At 50.8% G+C, this 17,022-nt stretch carries 16 protein-coding genes; 11 read left to right on the plus strand and 5 right to left on the minus strand.

The window, feature by feature from the left end; genetic code table 11:
• The first annotated feature begins 57 nt into the window (after positions 1-57).
• Positions 58-3,492, plus strand: coding sequence for a YhdP family protein (locus QFZ34_RS19425; protein ID WP_307284393.1), 3,435 nt, complete (start codon positions 58-60; stop codon positions 3,490-3,492).
• A 54-nt stretch (positions 3,493-3,546) separates the two neighbouring features.
• On the opposite strand, the gene tyrS is transcribed toward QFZ34_RS19425, so the two are convergent.
• Together tyrS and QFZ34_RS19435 are read right to left on the minus strand one after the other, a co-directional pair.
• The gene (gene tyrS / locus QFZ34_RS19430) at positions 3,547-4,800 is read right to left on the minus strand and encodes a tyrosine--tRNA ligase (protein ID WP_307284396.1); all 1,254 of its coding nucleotides are present in this window, start codon (positions 4,798-4,800) and stop codon (positions 3,547-3,549) included.
• 110 nt (positions 4,801-4,910) lie between these two features.
• A complete protein-coding gene (locus QFZ34_RS19435) occupies positions 4,911-5,585 on the minus strand; it encodes an alpha/beta hydrolase (RefSeq protein WP_008120868.1) in 675 nt (224 codons plus the stop codon).
• A 205-nt stretch (positions 5,586-5,790) separates the two neighbouring features.
• Between QFZ34_RS19435 and QFZ34_RS19440 the strand changes: the two genes are divergently transcribed.
• From QFZ34_RS19440 to QFZ34_RS19475, 8 genes are all read left to right on the plus strand, one after another.
• Positions 5,791-6,966, plus strand: a complete 1,176-nt coding sequence (locus QFZ34_RS19440) for a cysteine desulfurase family protein (protein WP_307284401.1) — start codon at positions 5,791-5,793, stop codon at positions 6,964-6,966.
• A 166-nt stretch (positions 6,967-7,132) separates the two neighbouring features.
• Positions 7,133-8,662 (plus strand): Fe-S cluster assembly protein SufB, encoded by a 1,530-nt coding sequence (gene sufB / locus QFZ34_RS19445; protein WP_115051647.1) that lies wholly within the window; start codon positions 7,133-7,135, stop codon positions 8,660-8,662.
• On the plus strand, positions 8,662-8,871 hold the full coding sequence (locus tag QFZ34_RS19450; RefSeq protein ID WP_307284406.1) for a hypothetical protein: 210 nt from the start codon (positions 8,662-8,664) through the stop codon (positions 8,869-8,871). Before sufB ends, QFZ34_RS19450 begins: the two co-directional genes overlap by 1 nt.
• A gap of 72 nt (positions 8,872-8,943) precedes the next feature.
• A complete protein-coding gene (gene sufC, locus QFZ34_RS19455; protein ID WP_115051645.1) occupies positions 8,944-9,699 on the plus strand; it encodes a Fe-S cluster assembly ATPase SufC in 756 nt (251 codons plus the stop codon).
• A 2-nt stretch (positions 9,700-9,701) separates the two neighbouring features.
• Positions 9,702-10,982 carry a Fe-S cluster assembly protein SufD gene (gene sufD, locus QFZ34_RS19460; RefSeq protein ID WP_370878864.1) on the plus strand — a complete coding sequence of 427 codons (1,281 nt, stop codon included), beginning with the start codon at positions 9,702-9,704 and terminating at the stop codon, positions 10,980-10,982.
• Between the two features lie 38 nt (positions 10,983-11,020).
• Positions 11,021-12,262, plus strand: coding sequence for a cysteine desulfurase (locus QFZ34_RS19465; RefSeq protein WP_307286499.1), 1,242 nt, complete (start codon positions 11,021-11,023; stop codon positions 12,260-12,262).
• Complete coding sequence (locus tag QFZ34_RS19470) at positions 12,262-12,663, plus strand: SUF system Fe-S cluster assembly protein (RefSeq protein WP_370878865.1); 402 nt, start codon at positions 12,262-12,264, stop codon at positions 12,661-12,663. The genes QFZ34_RS19465 and QFZ34_RS19470 overlap by 1 nt, the downstream gene beginning before the upstream one ends.
• Before the next feature lie 661 nt (positions 12,664-13,324).
• A complete protein-coding gene (locus QFZ34_RS19475; RefSeq protein WP_307284414.1) occupies positions 13,325-13,576 on the plus strand; it encodes a hypothetical protein in 252 nt (83 codons plus the stop codon).
• 23 nt (positions 13,577-13,599) lie between these two features.
• On the opposite strand, the gene QFZ34_RS19480 is transcribed toward QFZ34_RS19475, so the two are convergent.
• Positions 13,600-14,178, minus strand: a complete 579-nt coding sequence (locus tag QFZ34_RS19480; protein ID WP_307284418.1) for a hypothetical protein — start codon at positions 14,176-14,178, stop codon at positions 13,600-13,602.
• 125 nt (positions 14,179-14,303) lie between these two features.
• Here QFZ34_RS19480 and sufA point away from each other — a divergent pair, with 125 nt between their 5' ends.
• Together sufA and QFZ34_RS19490 are read left to right on the plus strand one after the other, a co-directional pair.
• Positions 14,304-14,678: a Fe-S cluster assembly scaffold SufA gene (sufA, locus tag QFZ34_RS19485; protein ID WP_115051640.1), complete on the plus strand. Its 375-nt coding sequence runs from the start codon at positions 14,304-14,306 to the stop codon at positions 14,676-14,678.
• 10 nt (positions 14,679-14,688) lie between these two features.
• The gene (locus QFZ34_RS19490) at positions 14,689-15,009 is read left to right on the plus strand and encodes a TfoX/Sxy family protein (RefSeq protein WP_115051639.1); all 321 of its coding nucleotides are present in this window, start codon (positions 14,689-14,691) and stop codon (positions 15,007-15,009) included.
• A gap of 2 nt (positions 15,010-15,011) precedes the next feature.
• Here the strand turns inward: QFZ34_RS19490 and QFZ34_RS19495 are convergent, their stop codons facing one another.
• Both QFZ34_RS19495 and QFZ34_RS19500 read right to left on the minus strand, forming a co-directional pair.
• Positions 15,012-15,419, minus strand: a complete 408-nt coding sequence (locus tag QFZ34_RS19495; protein WP_115051638.1) for an NUDIX domain-containing protein — start codon at positions 15,417-15,419, stop codon at positions 15,012-15,014.
• A 2-nt stretch (positions 15,420-15,421) separates the two neighbouring features.
• Positions 15,422-16,945, minus strand: a complete 1,524-nt coding sequence (locus QFZ34_RS19500) for a DEAD/DEAH box helicase (RefSeq protein WP_307284428.1) — start codon at positions 16,943-16,945, stop codon at positions 15,422-15,424.
• Positions 16,946-17,022 lie beyond the last annotated feature (77 nt).

A 17,022-nucleotide genomic window follows, 5' to 3' on the forward strand; every position in this document is an offset into this window, starting at 1 on the left:
GCGAGGTACGGGAATCATCTACGGTTTCCCAATTGATTCCTCAATTGGCTTGGGAATTTGACAGAGAAACCGGAAAAAGTCCGCTTTACAAAGCGTGATTTCACTAAGCTGCACAAGCACCCGTCTGCCAGCACTCAAGCTCAGGCGCCTGTTGCCACTTTGCGCCGGCGATCGCTTCTGCACAAGCTCACAAGTGCTTGTATTTCCTTTATTATTCTTTTCGCTGTGCTTGCTGGGATAGCATTTGCAGTGCTGCTTGCCGGTATAGGCGGAGAAGCGCTGACACAGCGTGCCGAACAAGCTCTGAAATCGGTCGCAGGTCCCGATGCGTATGCGACAATCCAGTCAGCGCAAATCTCACTTGATCAGCGCCGGCATGTGGCTTTGGAAGCTCGCAATGTCAATATTACCGATAACAAGCGCGGGATCGCGATCAGTAATGTGCGCGCGGTGCGTATTGGTCTGGCGACCTTGCCCTTGCTTCAGGGCAAGGTGCGCGTGCAACGTTTGGAGCTCGAAGGCGCTCAAATAAAGGTAACGTCACACGCGCCGTTCGATTTCATGAGCCTTGTTCCCAAGGATGAACGCGGACTTATTGATCTGGACGGAGCAGCGGCGGCGATTTTTACCGGTCTGGAAAGCGCAGTATCATTACTTGATCAACGTGAGACGCGGGATATTTCCATCCTGGATACTGCGTTTGACTTCACTTTAGCCGGTGAATCAAAGCGCTTGCGCATAGTAAAGCTTGATCTGTCAGAGACCGGAGGCCCTGTGTCCATCGAGGGAATTGTCGAGTGGGAAGGCAAAGAGATTGAAGTATCTGCGCAGGCGAAGAGGTCAGCTACCGGTGGAAAAATCGAGGCTTTCTCACTGGCAATCAACAAGATCCCGCTGGCTGCAAAGCTCGGAACCGCGCCCGTCCCGGATATTGATGGGATCAAGCCGGACGGAGCTTACCTTTCTTACGACAATGTTTCCGATCTGAAGCTTGATGGTATCGCAGCAAATGCCACCGCGTCAGCAAGACTCTGGGGAACTGTCAATATTGGAGAAGGACCTGTCACTATAGGCAATGTTGATGACATGACCGTTGCCTCTGTCATTGCGTTTGAACACGTCTCCGGTTCGGATAAAATCGAGATAAAACCTTCGAGACTTCATTTTGGTGCTTTTGACGGCGTGCTCGAAGGAGCGATCGGACCAGAGCCAGCTAAAATAGACGGCAGTGCCGCCTCGAACCCCGGTTACCGGTTCGAGCTTGTAACAGAACGGGCCAAATCCGCGCCACAGGATTCGACCGAACAACCACTGATCTTCAATGCCAGGGTCGCTGGCCGATATGATCCCACAGTGAAACGGCTGGATGTTTCCGAAATTGCTGTTCGCAGTAATGATGAAAGCGAACTTTACGGACAGGCAGGAGCAACGTTCGGGCAGGGGTCGCCTGCCATGAATTTAAATTTGCGAATTCCCCAAATGCCCGTTTCGCAGGTTAAGCAATTATGGCCGATTTGGGCGGCTACCGGAGCACGGCGTTGGGTTCTCGACAACCTTTTCGGCGGCACAGCGAAAGATGGTCGTATTGATGTCGCATTCCAGGCAGGGCACTTTGACGGTCCTGGAAAACCTCCACCTTTAACCAAAGATGAGGTTCAGGTTGATTTTGCTGTTGAGCATTCGCGGTTTGATATTGTCGGCGACTTGCCGCCGGTGCGCGATGCCAATGGAAAGATTAGCGTGCGTGGTGCCTATACAACCATCACGCTTGAAAAGGGATCGTCCTTCACGCCGAATAATCGAGAGGCGCGGATCATTAATGGCAAGCTTATCATTCCGTGGGGTCCGCAAAGGCCAGTATTGTCAGAGCTTGATCTTAATCTGGAGGGGGATGCCTCTGCTGTTGCCGAAATTATTGGTTTCAAGCCAATAAATGGTTTGAAAAGTCTGCCTTTTGGTCCGGACGACATCAAAGGCAATGTGAAGTCACATGTATTGGTGACATTTCCAGTCACCAGGCATTCGCCGCCAGGTAGTCTTAAATGGTCCGCGGATATGCAACTGTCCGATATCTCGATCGGAAAGAAAATCGATGGCCAAAAGGTAGATAATGCCAATGGCAGCTTGTTTGTTACCCAGTCGGAAGCGCGTATAGGTGCAGAGGCGGAGCTCAACGGTGTGCCAGCTGAAATCGAGCTTTTCGAGCCTTTGGGCGACAACACCGCCCAACGTGAACAGAAAGTTACGCTTAAGCTCGACGATAAAACCCGCAACACTCTTTTCCCGGCGCTCACCCCGCTTCTGTCTGGGCCAATTTCTGTAGATATTGAAAAAGCGCCTAATGGCTCAAAGCTCGCGGTGGCAGATTTGAGCAAGGCCGAGATCAGATTGGCGCAACTCGGCTGGACGAAGGGAGCTGGCGTCAAAGCGAGTGCAAAGTTTGCTATCAAACAGGACGGCGACAATGTGGAAATCAGCAATCTCGATGTGGCCGGAGACACATTCCGCCTCCGAGGTGATGTGAGCGTCGTCAATGGTGATCTGACAACTGCGGAATTCAGTACAGCTAAACTCAATCGCGGCGATGATGTTGCAGTTAAAGTTACGCGGACCCAGTATGGTTATCGTGTCGATGTGAAAGGCGATACATTCGACGCAAGACCTCTGCTCAATCAGATTACCGAGCGAAAACAGCGTGGCGAAAGCGCCAATGCGGGCGGTAAACAACGTATTCTGGTCAATGCAGACATAGGTTCTGTTACCGGATTTTATTCAGAAGATCTCAGCAACGTGTCGCTGTCTTATGAGGGGGTGGGGACCGCTGTTTCCGGCCTCGCGTTCAACGCATCGACGAAGGCCGGTCGAAAGATATTTGCGGCTGACAGCTCCGAAAGCGGTTCCCGCTCCATAAGTCTGCAGTCGAAGGATGCCGGTGCCGTGCTCCGTTTCTTTGGCTTTTACGACAAGATGCAGGGTGGCGATATCAATGTAACGCTGGATTCTAAAGGCGATGGGCCGTTGCGCGGTCAAATTGATGCGCGAAATTTCACGCTGGTCAACGAGCCAAGACTGGCAAGCCTTGTGTCGTCTTCTCCTAACGGAACAAGTCTCAATGAGGCAGTGAAAAAGAATATCGATGTTTCGACAGTTACATTCGAGCGCGGTTTCTCCCAAATCGAAAAGGGAGAAAACTATATTAACTTGGCAAACGGGGTTATCCGCGGCTCCACTATCGGAACGACTTTTCAAGGTGTATTAAGCGATCCCAGCGGAAATATGGCTCTCACGGGTACCTTCATGCCAGCCTATGGCCTTAATCGTATATTTGGCGACTTGCCCGTATTGGGTTTGTTTCTAGGGAATGGTCGTGATCGGGGCTTGATAGGCATCACCTACAAATTGGTGGGGCCTCTGAAGCAACCTCAGATCATCGTCAACCCGATTTCGGTAATTGCACCGGGTATTTTCCGCTCAATATTCGAGTTTCAATAGTTTTCCTCGAAGTTTGTGCGTGACTTTGAACACGCACAAACATCGGCATTTTACTTACGCTGGGCGAACCAGAATATGCTTCTTCTTGCCGAGCGATAATTTGATTACGCCATCAGTCGTCACTTCGGATGCTCCGACTTGGAGTTTTTCGTCTGAGACGCTCTCATCATTCACACGTACGGCACCGCCTTTAACATGGCGGCGCGCTTCACCGTTTGATGCTGCAAGGCCAGCTTTAACCAGAAGGGTGAGAATGCCCACTCCAGTTTCCAAGTCGCTGGCAGCGACTTCGACAGTCGGCAGATTGGTTGCCAGCGCACCTTCTTCGAAAGTTTTGCGAGCAGTCTCAGCCGCATCTTCGGCTGCTTGTCTGCCATGCAACAAAGCCGTAATTTCCGTTGCAAGAACTTTCTTGGTTTCGTTGATTTCCGCACCACCCAACGCCCCGAGCCGTTCAATTTCATCAAGTGGTAAGGTCGTGTAAAGCTTGAGAAAGCGGGTTACGTCGGCGTCTTCTGTGTTACGCCAATACTGCCAGAAATCGTATGGGCTAAGCAGGTCCGCGTTCAGCCAGATCGCACCATTCATCGATTTGCCCATTTTGGCACCTGAAGAAGTGGTCAACAAAGGTGAGGTCAAGGCATATAGCTGCGGCGTGCCAAGGCGATGACCCAGATCAATGCCATTGACAATATTTCCCCACTGATCTGAGCCGCCCATCTGTAGTCGAAGTCCGTACCGCTTGTTAAGCTCGACAAAGTCATAGGCCTGCAAAATCATGTAGTTGAATTCGAGGAATGAAAGCGATTGTTCACGATCAAGCCGCTGTTTGACAGAGTCGAACGACAACATGCGGTTGACGGAAAAATGCTGACCCACATCACGCAGGAACTCAAGGTAATTGAGAGGCATCAGCCATTCGGCATTATTGACCATAAGGGCATCCTGCGGGCCGTCGCCAAAATTCAGGTAATTGGTAAAAACCTGTTTGATGCCGTTAATATTGTTTTGGATAATTTCAGGCGTCATCAGTTTGCGCGCTTCATCCTTAAACGAAGGGTCGCCAACCATCCCTGTGCCACCACCCATCAGCGCGACAGGTCTGTGACCAGTCTTCTGCATCCAATGCAGCATCATGATCTGAATCAAACCGCCCGCATGCAGGCTGGAAGCTGTAGGATCAAAGCCGATATAAGCCGATACAGTTTCCTTGGTGAACAGTGCATCCAGTCCCGCATCATCGGAGGTCTGATGGATGAACCCGCGCGTGGAAAGCGTATGCAAGAATTCGGATTTGAAGGCAGACATAGATTTATTCCTGATTAGATCGGCGCTGCGAAAGAAGCGCTACCGAGGCGTCTGTGCTTTTTGGGCAATGTGTGACGCGCCCGAATTTTCAGGGCGCGTCATCTAGTGGCTTAACGTAGACGTTTAGGCTTGGCTTCGACCAATTCCCCATTGAGGCGACGGTCGAGATAGTCAGAGCATTCAGCAATAACTTCATCAGTCATGCCGGAAAAGAAGTGGTTTGCTCCAACCATCGTTTTCTGAGTGATGGTTATGCCTTTTTGCGTCTTCAGCTTGTCAACCAGCCCTTGTACATCCTTGGGTGGTGCGACCTTGTCCTGATCGCCATGGAGAATCAGACCGGATGAGGGGCAGGGCGCCAGGAACGAGAAATCATAGGTATTGGGTTGCGGCGCAACGGAGATAAAACCTTCGATTTCAGGACGGCGCATAAGTAACTGCATGCCAATCCAGGCGCCGAAAGAATAACCCGCAACCCAGCATGTTTTTGAGTCCGGATGTAGGGATTGCACCCAATCAAGCGCTCCTGCAGCGTCAGACAGTTCGCCAGAACCATGATCGAATTCACCTTGGCTGCGCCCAATGCCACGAAAGTTAAACCGCAGTGTCGTAAAACCGCGCTGCTGAAACATGTAGAAAAGATCATAGACGATCTTATTATTCATCGTGCCGCCAAACTGCGGATGCGGATGCAGGATGATGGCTATAGGAGCATTTTTTTCCATAGAAGGCTGATAGCGGCCCTCAAGGCGTCCCGCAGGTCCATTGAAAATTACTTCAGGCATGTATACTCCAGTCTTCGCCAACGGATGCTTCTTGACCAGCCGGGCTTGACGGCAATCAATAGCGCCCATAAAACCAGTTTAGAACCGTTCAAAACTGGTGTAGAAACTATATCGAAGCGGCTTAATAGGCTGGTCTGAGGTGCAATTTCAAGAAAATTGCGCTTTAAGACCACATTGATCGCAAAAGAACAGGATTTGACCGCGTATGGCCCGCAACCGCGCCTATTTCGACTACAATGCTAGCGCCCCGCTGATAACAGCTGCGCGCGATGCAATTGTCGATGCGCTGGCATTGCCGGGTAACCCTTCATCGGTACATATGGAGGGCCGTGCCGCTAAAGCAACTCTGCAAGCTGCCCGACGCGACGTGGCAGGACTCGTAAACGCCAAACCTGATCATGTATTCTTTACATCGGGGGCAACCGAGGCAGCTTCAACCCTTCTAACACCGCAATATTTGATGGGACGTGCAGAAATGCGCCTGTCCAAACTATATGTCAGTGCGAGCGAGCATCCTTGCATACTTGCTGGTGGTCGGTTTGCAGCGGAACAGATTGAAATTATCCCCGTTGACGGCAGGGGCTTGTTGAATCGTGATCGGTTGCGGGAACTGTTGGCACTTCATGATCGCAACGAAGGCTTGCCGTTAGTGGCCGTACAAGCAGCCAATAATGAAACCGGTGTTTTGCAACCAATTGCAGAAATCGGCGCTCTGGTAAAGCAGTTCGGCGGTGTATTTGTCGTGGATGCCGTCCAGGCTGCTGGTCGAATTGCATTAGATATTACAACGAGTTCCGTGGATTACTTCATTTTGTCAGCGCACAAGATTGGTGGTCCTAAAGGAATTGGGGCAATTATCGCCGTGTCAGACTTGATCATGCCCAAGCCGCTTATACGTGGTGGAGGGCAAGAAAAAGGGCATCGTGCCGGAACTGAAGCCTTGACGTTGATTGTTGGCTTTGCAGCTGCTGCGCGAATTGCGCGCGAGCGCCTTGAGCAGGGCGGTTGGCCCGTTTTACAGCGGGACAAGATTGAGCGTGGTATTCGTGTCATTGCTCCAAATGCAATAATCTACGGTTCGGATGTAGAACGGCTCCCGAATACGACCTTCTTTTCCTTGCCACACGCCAAAGCAGAAACGGTGCAAATAGCTTTTGATCTGGCAGGGATCGCCTTATCTGCGGGCTCTGCGTGCTCATCCGGTAAAGTTGGCCCTAGTCACGTTCTGGCAGCCATGGGGCATGGCGACGGTACCGGAGGGATTCGTGTGTCTACCGCGCCGGACACGGATGATGATGACATCGAATTATTTCTCGATGCGCTGAAGAAAATCGTTATTCGAAGCGACCGTTCGGGAACCGCCGCTGCTGATGCAGCATAAAAATTTCAATTATTGACGTTTTTCGTCGATAGTTGCAAAAAATCCGGTAAATGCCGGTGTTAAATCGTGCGAATGCACATTACATAAAGGCAAATATTCAAGACGACATACTGCCTTGACGTTTGCAACTGCGGGACCTTGAACCCCGCGAGGATGGAGAACGCCAATGCCTGCAGTGCAGGAAACCATTGATCGGGTCCGTACGCTTGACGTGGACCAATATAAGTATGGCTTTGAAACGCTTATCGAAATGGATAAAGCGCCAAAGGGCCTGAACGCCGACATTATCCGGTTCATCTCAGCCAAGAAAAATGAGCCAGAATGGATGCTGGAATGGCGCCTTAAAGCCTATGAGCGTTGGTTGACGATGGAAGAGCCCACATGGGCCCGGGTCAACTATCCCAAGATCGATTTTCAGGACATGGTTTACTACGCCGGTCCGAAGAATCAGACAGGCCCCACCTCGCTTGCTGAAGTCGACCCGGAGCTTCTGCGTACCTATGAAAAATTAGGTATTCCGCTGAAGGAGCAGGAAATCCTAGCCGGTGTCCGCAAGGTCGGTGAACCAAGCCCAAGCGATGAAGACGAAGAAGCCAGTGACAACGTTTATAAATCAGGCCGCGTTGCAGTTGATGCCGTGTTCGACAGCGTCTCTGTTGTAACGACATTTAAGGCCGAGCTGGCAAAAGCGGGTGTCATCTTCTGTTCCATTTCCGAAGCCATTCGTGAGCATCCGGAACTGGTGAAGAAGTATCTTGCCACGGTCGTTCCAGTCTCGGATAATTTTTATGCGACGCTGAACTCGGCAGTCTTCACGGATGGTTCGTTTGTCTATGTACCCAAGGGTGTGCGTTGCCCGATGGAACTTTCCACTTATTTCCGTATTAACGAGCGCGATACAGGCCAGTTCGAACGTACATTGATCATCGCCGAGGAAGGTGCATACGTGTCCTATTTGGAAGGATGTACCGCACCGCAACGTGACGAAAACCAGTTGCATGCCGCAGTTGTCGAACTGATTGCATTGGACGATGCCGAGATCAAATACTCAACCGTTCAGAATTGGTTTCCGGGCGATGCGGAAGGCAAGGGTGGTATTTACAACTTTGTCACCAAGCGTGGTGATTGCCGCGGGGTCAATTCCAAGATTTCCTGGACGCAGGTTGAGACGGGCTCAGCGATCACTTGGAAATATCCGTCAGTTATTCTACGCGGTGATAATTCTCGCGGCGAATTCTATTCGATTGCGGTTTCCAATGGCCATCAGCAGATCGATAGCGGCACCAAGATGTTGCATCTTGGCAAAAACACATCAAGCCGCATCATCTCTAAAGGCATTTCCGCAGGTAAGTCTAACAATACCTATCGCGGTCAAGTTTCCGCCCATCGCAAGGCTGAAAACGCGCGTAACTTTACCCAGTGTGACTCGCTGCTGATCGGCAATGATTGCGGTGCGCATACGGTGCCATATATCGAAGCGAAAAATGCGACGGCTCAGTTCGAGCATGAAGCCACAACGTCGAAAATTTCCGAAGATGCGTTGTTCTATGTGATGCAACGCGGCATTCCCGAGGAAGAGGCGATTGCCTTGATCGTTAATGGTTTTGTCAAGGAAGTCATTCAGGAATTGCCGATGGAGTTCGCCGTTGAGGCCCAAAAACTGATCGGTATCAGTCTCGAGGGGAGCGTCGGATAATGGCCGTAACCGTCACGAAGGAAGAACTGGATCGGCTACGCAAGCGCTATAAAGAGCTTGGCGATGTCATCGATGAACTGACCGATACGCTCGGTCGGGCTTCCACCGCGACGGAACGTGTCCTCGAACCGGAACTGATGAGAGCTCGCAAGGAGCTTGTTTCGGTGGTCGAGCGCCTCAAAAGCTTAAGTGGCGAAAGTTCGTCATAGCTCGGCGCCGACTACCATAAAATTTAACTGGGATCACGAGTGTGGATCCACGGAATATCAAAGGGTACTAAAATGCTGGAAATCAGAAATCTCCATGCGAAGATCGCAGACACAGATACCGAAATCATTCGCGGTCTTAATTTGACGGTGAAGGCTGGTGAAGTTGCGGCCATCATGGGACCGAACGGGTCGGGTAAGTCAACTTTGTCCTATATTCTTGCTGGCCGTGACGATTATGAAGTTACTGAAGGCGATATTCTTTATAATGGCGAGTCCATTCTGGAACTTGATCCAGCCGAGCGTGCCGCAAAAGGCATCTTTCTGGCATTCCAGTATCCGATGGAAATACCTGGCGTAGCAACGATGGAATTCCTGAAAGTTGCTCTGAACTCGCAGCGCAAGGCGCGCGGTGAAGAGCCTTTGAAGATTCCTGAATTCATTTCACGTGTTAAAACTGCAGCTGGATCGCTCGACATGGATCTGGCAATGCTCAAGCGTCCTCTGAATGTTGGTTTTTCGGGCGGTGAGAAAAAGCGTGCTGAAATCCTGCAGATGAAACTGTTGGAGCCAAAGCTTTGCGTGCTCGATGAAACAGACTCTGGGCTTGACATTGATGCTCTAAAGATCGTGTCCGACGGCGTGAATGCACTGCGCTCGCCTGATCGGGCCGTGATAGTTATTACCCACTATCAGCGTCTGCTCGACTATATCGTGCCAGATAGCGTGCACGTGCTTTACAAAGGCCAGGTCATCAAGTCTGGCGACAAGAATCTTGCACTTCATCTCGAAGAGAATGGCTACGCCGATATCATCGGTGAGGCCGCTTGAGGATTGATGTCATGAATGTTCACACAGGGCGTCAGCCCACTGCAGCGGAATCGGCTTTGGTCGACGCTTTTGTTGATCGCATGGGTGAGTTGCCTGGCGATGCCGAGGTTGTTAGTGCTCGCGATAACGCAATCGAGGCTTTGAAGACGCAAGGATTGCCATCAAGGCGCGTCGAAGCTTGGCATTATACCGATCTTCGCACTTTGTTACGCGGCATACCTGACTATGATTCATCCGCGGGTAGCGCGGCCCTACCTTCGGTTATCGCAGGATCATTAGTAGCAACCGTTTCAAACGGTACTGCGTTGAACGCCCCGAAGATTGATTCTGTCACGTTCACGAAGTTCAGCGAGTTACTCGCCAATGGTTCCGCGATACGGCATCTGGCTATTCGGGATGGCGATGACGCTATTGGTCAGATCAACGCAGCTTATGTCACTGACGGTTGGAGCATCATTGTTGACGATGGCGTGGAACTCGAAGCGCCATTAGAGATACAAAATGCGCAGCTTCGCGGGCAGGGCCATGTTCGTTTTCCGGTTCAATTCGGAAAAGGCGTCAAGGCTACAGTCATAGAGCGCCAGACCGGCGGCGATGGCGAAGGGTTTTCGACAAGCGTCAGTAATTTGACTGTTGCTGATGATGCGGAAGTAAACTGGATCATTTTGCGTGAACAGGGTGCCAATGCAACGCAGTTGGCGCAATTAACGGCGACGCTTGGCACCAATTCAAAGCTCACACTCTATGTTGTTAATGCAGGTGGTAAGCTCGTACGCCAGGAAGTGCATGTGCTGGTAAAAGGCGAAGGCTCTGATTTCCAGTTGCGCGGCGTAAACCTCCTTGCCGGCGATACGCACACCGACGTTACTATGACGCTGGGTCATTTGGTTGAAAATACGACTTCGGTGCAGGTTGTTCGCAACGTTGTTACGGATCGTGCTCGCGGTGTGTTTCAGGGTCAGATTAAAGTGAACAGGATCGCCCAGAAGACCGATGCACGCATGGCGTGCAATACCCTTCTGTTATCCGATGACGGCGAGTTTGATGCAAAGCCTGAACTTGAAATCTTCGCTGATGATGTCGCTTGCGGTCATGGTGCAACTGTCACTGAAATCGATGGTAATCATCTGTTCTATCTAAAAGCGCGCGGAATACCTGAAAATGAAGCGCGTGGACTTTTGATCAAAGCTTTCGTTGCTGAGATTATTGAAGAACTTGAAAGCGAAGCATTGGTAGAAGCGCTTGAAGCAATTCTCGACAAATGGCTGAGCGCGCATATCTGATCGATAACGCGACAATCCCAAGGACAAGTGCAGCGATCATGGATACGAAGATCATCAATAGCGGGTATGATGTAGACGCGATCCGTAGGGATTTTCCGATCCTATCACGTGAAGTCTATGGCAAGCCACTCGTCTATCTTGACAATGGCGCTTCGGCACAAAAACCGCGGGCCGTTATCGACACGATCTCACAGACCTACTCCAATGAATATTCTAACGTGCATCGGGGGCTGCATTTTCTCTCTAACGCTACCACCGACGCATATGAAAAAGCACGGGAAAGTGTCCGGCGTTTTATAAATGCCGCATCGGTTGACGAGATCATCTTCACGAAGTCAGCCACTGAAGCCATCAACACAGTGTCTTATGGTTACGGTATGCCAAATATCGGCGAGGGCGACGAGATCGTTCTGTCGATAATGGAGCATCATTCGAATATTGTTCCTTGGCATTTCATTCGTGAACGGCAAGGCGCCAAACTTGTGTGGGTACCGGTCGATGAACAGGGCGCGTTTCACGTCGAAGAATTTGAGAAGCGTCTGACGGATCGTACCAAGCTGGTCGCTATTACGCATATGTCGAATGTGCTGGGAACCGTAACGCCGATCAAAGATATTGTGCGTATCGCCCACGCGCGAGGCATTCCGGTTCTTGTCGACGGTAGTCAGGGCGCCGTGCATTTGCCGGTCGACGTCCAGGAGCTCGGTTGCGATTGGTATATTTTCACAGGCCATAAGATTTATGGTCCGTCCGGTATCGGCGTGCTTTACGGCCGCAAACAGATACTCGAATCGATGCGACCGTTTCAGGGCGGAGGCGAAATGATTGAGGAGGTGACTGAGGATTATGTCACCTATAATCATCCGCCGCATCGTTTTGAGGCCGGTACGCCACCGATAGCGCAGGCGATCGGGCTTGGCGCGGCAATTGAATATGTCGAGAAAATTGGACGCCATGCCATTTTGGCACATGAAGAAGATCTGCGCGACTATGCCCACCAACGGCTGCGCGAGATCAATTCACTGCGTATTTTTGGCGATGCCAAAGACAAAGGTGCCATTATCTCATTTGAGCTTCAGGGCATTCACGCACACGATGTGTCGATGGTTATTGACCGTGCCGGTGTGGCTGTCCGTGCGGGAACGCATTGCGCACAGCCGCTCTTGAAACGCTTCGGCGTAACCTCCACATGCCGTGCATCGTTTGCAATGTACAATACCAGAGACGAGATCGATGTTCTCGCCGATGCGCTTGAAAAAGCGCGAAAGTTTTTTGGGTGATGATCATGACCGATAAAGTCGAAACAGAAAATGTGGCCCTCGAAGCCGCGCCGATAGTCGACTCGGAACCAGTCTCTGCCATCCCTGCCGACGAATTGGCGCGCATGACAGATGATGTTATTGGCGCCTTAAAAACTGTCTACGATCCGGAAATTCCCGCCGATATTTATGAACTCGGCCTCGTCTATAAGATTGATATCGAAGATGATCGTTCGGTGAAAATTGAGATGACGCTTACCGCGCCGGGCTGCCCGGTTGCCGGTGAAATGCCTGGCTGGGTACAAGATGCAGTCAGCGCCGTAGAGGGCGTGAGTTTTGTCGACGTAACGATGACGTTCGATCCACCATGGACGCCAGATCGGATGTCTGAAGAAGCCCAAGTCGCCGTTGGTTGGTATTAATAAGCAGTCTTTATTTTTCAACGAGTTAGACTAAAGTCTGGCTGGAATCAGCTTATTCTTTTCGATACATTACATTATTCCCGGAACAGAAATTTTCGTTCTGATTTATCCATTTTTGCTGCTTATTTTACAGTGGAATAAGAATGTTTGATGGTGTGTCTGTGGCTCGGATCCTTTTGGTCTCCGTTAGCCTCTCATTCATAATAAAAGCGTGTTGGCACAGCCACGAATTATCTGAGATATTAAATGCGGCAGATATTGCGGGCCTGTCGGACGGGCGCTGCACGTTGACCCTTTTGGCCGACGTGGCAAAGGAGCGGAAAAAACTGTTGCGCGAGACCTTGGTTTCAATGGGTTTGGCTAGCGCCGCTGTCATTACAGCAACAATATTATACTGTTATTTCGATTGATGGGCGCGATTATACCGCGCCAATGGCCCCGATCTGTGGCACTCTCTCCTATAAATTTCTGAACTTTCAACGAATTCATAAATCGTTTTAATGAGCCGCGTGCAGGGTATTAGACTATAGACGTACGACTAAGGTACGGATTGTTACTGCAAATATTCCATTCTATTGCAACCAGCAGATGAGAGCGAATGTCATGCAAGGACATTTCTCTTTTAAGAGCTGCACTGTTTGTGGTTGTTGGAGCGATAGTGATGACCAGTTATGTAACCTTAGCGAATATCAATTTTTTGATCACAATTTTCTTCGGTTGCTTCGTGCTGCAAGCGCTGTGGTATCGCCGAACTCTCGCTAGAAATGGCTGGGTCGGTGCTTCGGGCGCTCATGGCATCCAGCGTTTGATCATGGTGAATAGTAGCCGTGCAGTGATGAAGGACAGAAAAAATCGCACCATCGACCTGCTTAGTATTGCTGCGATTATCGGAGCGGTAATCTGCTTCATCTAATCCACGAAAAAGAGTGCCGGAATTCAAGGGGCTTCACAACCTTCCGGCACACTTTCTTCCATGCTTTTTTCGGACTTTTGCAGCGTGCCGTCTATCAATGAAAGCGGCACGAATGGAACGCCCTGTATGGCAGGGTTCGCAAGCTTTAGTCGATAGCAACCGTAAAAGACTTTGATTGAGCCGTCTTTCTCTTCGGATTTTACCGCAATCGGTTGGCTCCAATAGGCTGATCCTGCAGCACCTTCGCCTTCCACCTTTCCAAACTGAACCGTCACCGATTTGGTATTTTCATATCCAGCCTGAAACTGTGGAAATGGCTGGGGAGGGCTTTCAGGTAAGTAATAGCTGTACGCTCTCGCATATTCTTGTCGATTGATAGCATTGTAGTAGGATTTGATGAGAGTTTCCGGCGTGCTTCGATTATCCAGGTATTCGGAGGGCGTCTGAGTTGGACTCAGTGCCGTTTCGATTTTGGAAGGTGTGTCAGACACCGCAGGTGTTTCGCTGCTTGCGGCAGGTGCTTTTGGTTCCTGTGCAATAACTGGAGCCGTGTGGAGAGCCAGCATTGCAATGCCGATAAGGACACAATAACGATTTTTCATGGTCATTGCCTTCCGTTTGTCTGTTTTCGAGCCCATGCCTATTGTGAACACTTGCAGTGACGTCCGTGTAACACTAATTATAGTGGCAGGTGATTGTTGCACCGTCTGAACAAGAAAGCTGATAAATGGGTCGTTTTTCTGTCATAACATTGACTGACGCTGCTGCGAGCCGCGTCGACGAAATTACATCGTCGCGTGAAGATGCGCTGGGTATCCGCGTCGGAATCAAGAAGGGCGGTTGTGCAGGTATGGAATATACAATCGATCTCGTCACTGAGGCCAAGCCGGGCGATGACGTTATCGAGAAAAATGGCTCCAAGGTCTTTGTTGCGCCTGAAGCAGTGCTTTACTTGCTTGGCACCGAAATGGACTTCGAAATTACCAAACTGCGCACTGGTTTTGTATTCAATAACCCAAATCAAACGTCAGCTTGCGGCTGCGGCGAATCGGTTGAATTGACACCGGCTCGCCCTGAAGCTTTGACGCCTGCCATTTCTTGATAGTCGTCACGTGGATAATGATGCGATCCACGATTTGTTTGCGGGATTGGGCGGCGTTAGCATCCGGCGGATGTTTGGTGGTAAGGGCATCTATTTCGAGGGGGTAATTATCGCCCTTGAACTTTCAACCGGAAATGTCCTTCTTAAAGCCGATGAGGTATCAATTCCGGAATTTGAAGCGGCAGGCTGTGAGCAATGGACCTACACAGGTAAGTCTAAGCAGGTAAAAATGCCCTACTGGTCCGTTCCGGAGGAGGCTTTTGATGACCCGGATATCATGACCGAATGGGCCAAGCGGGCTTATGAAGCCGCTCTGCGCGTGGCCAAATAGTCTCAGATCAAGCCGCGCTGCTCGAGAAAGCCGAGAGCATGCCTTGTGGGCAAGGTCAATAAATTTGGCAATTGTTGAAACGGGAACCAGCCTACTCCCGCATGCTTTTCGGGTTCCAGCAATTGCACTTCACCTGAAAAATTTTCAGCAAGAAACAACACTCCCAGCCAGTGTTGCTGTTCATCATGAAATAGCTGTTCGCTGATGCCGAGCAAACTCATGGTGCTGGCGTAAAGCCCGGTTTCTTCGAGTGCTTCGCGATGCACAGCCTGTTCGGCGGTTTCAAGAAAATCTACTTTACCGCCTGGTATGCCCCAACAACCTATTTCCGGGCTCTTCTTGCGCTGCAGAAGAAGAATATGCCCCTCTTTCAGAAATACGATGCCGCACCCAACGCCCGGACTATTCATGCTCAGATTTTAGTATCAATCAGCATAAACGCAGGAATTTCGTCGCCAAAGCCAATGGGGGCTGTCCCCATATCATCACGGTCTCTGCGATGGTCGCGGCGTGGTTCCGGCCGTTGCTCGGGCCGAGCTGCAGCGGGGCGAGCGCGACGTTGTTCATTCTCAGTTTTAATCGCAACCTTGTTGGGCTTATCAGCTGTACGAATAACAGGCTGATCGTCCAAAGGCTCGACTTCAATGTCTTTTGCCTTCTCAGCAGCCGCTATGATGTCAATTTCGGACTGTGGGCGCTCGCGCTCACGACCTTCATTGCGGCGACGCTTTGGTGCTGGCTTGTCACGGCCACCGCGTCCACGACGAGGGGCCTCATCCGGCTCGTTCGATACGGGCAGTGTCGACAGATCACCATCGTACCAGACGATATCTTCGCCGATCAGTTTTTCTATGGATGCCAGATATTTGACGTCTGCTTGTGTTACGAGCGTAAACGCCTTTCCGGAGCGTCCTGCGCGTCCCGTGCGTCCAATACGATGAACATAATCCTCGGAATGAATTGGTACATCGAAATTGAACACGTGACTCACATCGGGTATATCGAGCCCGCGCGCGGCGACATCGGATGCAACAAGTATTTTAAGCTTGTTATCCTTAAAATTCGCCAACATTGTCGTGCGCGCACGTTGATCCATATCACCGTGGAGTGCGCCAGCGTCGAACTCATGTTTAACGAGCGAGCGGAAGAGCTCCGATACATCTTTCTTGCGGTTGCAGAAGATGATTGCGTTTTTAAGTCCATCGGCCTCAGCGCGGATAAGATCGCGCAATATTGCCCGTTTCTCCCAATCCTTCTTGCCGGACTTTACTAGCTTCTGTTCAACCGTCTTTGCAGTCGTTGCAGCCTTCGCCACTTCGATGCGTACTGGCGAGTGCAAAAACTGTTCCGTCAGCTTGGTGATCTCAGGTGGCATGGTAGCCGAGAAAAACAGTGTCTGCCGTGTGAAGGGAATGAGTTTACAAATGCGCTCAATATCCGGGATAAAGCCCATGTCGAGCATCCGGTCAGCTTCATCGATCACGAGAATGTCTACTGCGCTCAGCAGCAGTTTACCGCGCTCGAAATGATCAAGCAAACGGCCTGGCGTAGCGATCAGTACGTCTGCGCCACGTTCAAGCTTGCGCAATTGGTCGTCGAAAGAAACGCCGCCGATGAGCAACGCAACATTCAAGCGGTGGTTTTTTCCATATTTAACAAAATTTTCCTCGACCTGCGCTGCGAGTTCGCGCGTGGGTTCGAGAATGAGCGTGCGGGGCATGCGGGCACGGGCGCGCCCCTGCTCGAGCAGTGTCAGCATAGGCAATACAAATGAAGCGGTTTTGCCGGTTCCCGTCTGGGCAATGCCGAGGACATCCTTGCGTTGCAGCGCATGTGGAATTGCGCCTGCCTGGATGGGGGTCGGGATCGTATATCCTGCTGCTTCTACAGCATCGAGCACTTTCGGTGAAAGGCCCAGATCAGCAAAGGTGGTCAATGGAGATTTAACTTTCTATCTGCAGTCGGTACCATACATGCCTGTTAGTGGCGTAAAGCTGCATTTGCCAGAAGCAT

It is taken from the genome of Phyllobacterium ifriqiyense, from assembly GCF_030817885.1.
Taxonomy (GTDB): Bacteria; Pseudomonadota; Alphaproteobacteria; order Rhizobiales; family Rhizobiaceae; genus Phyllobacterium; species Phyllobacterium ifriqiyense.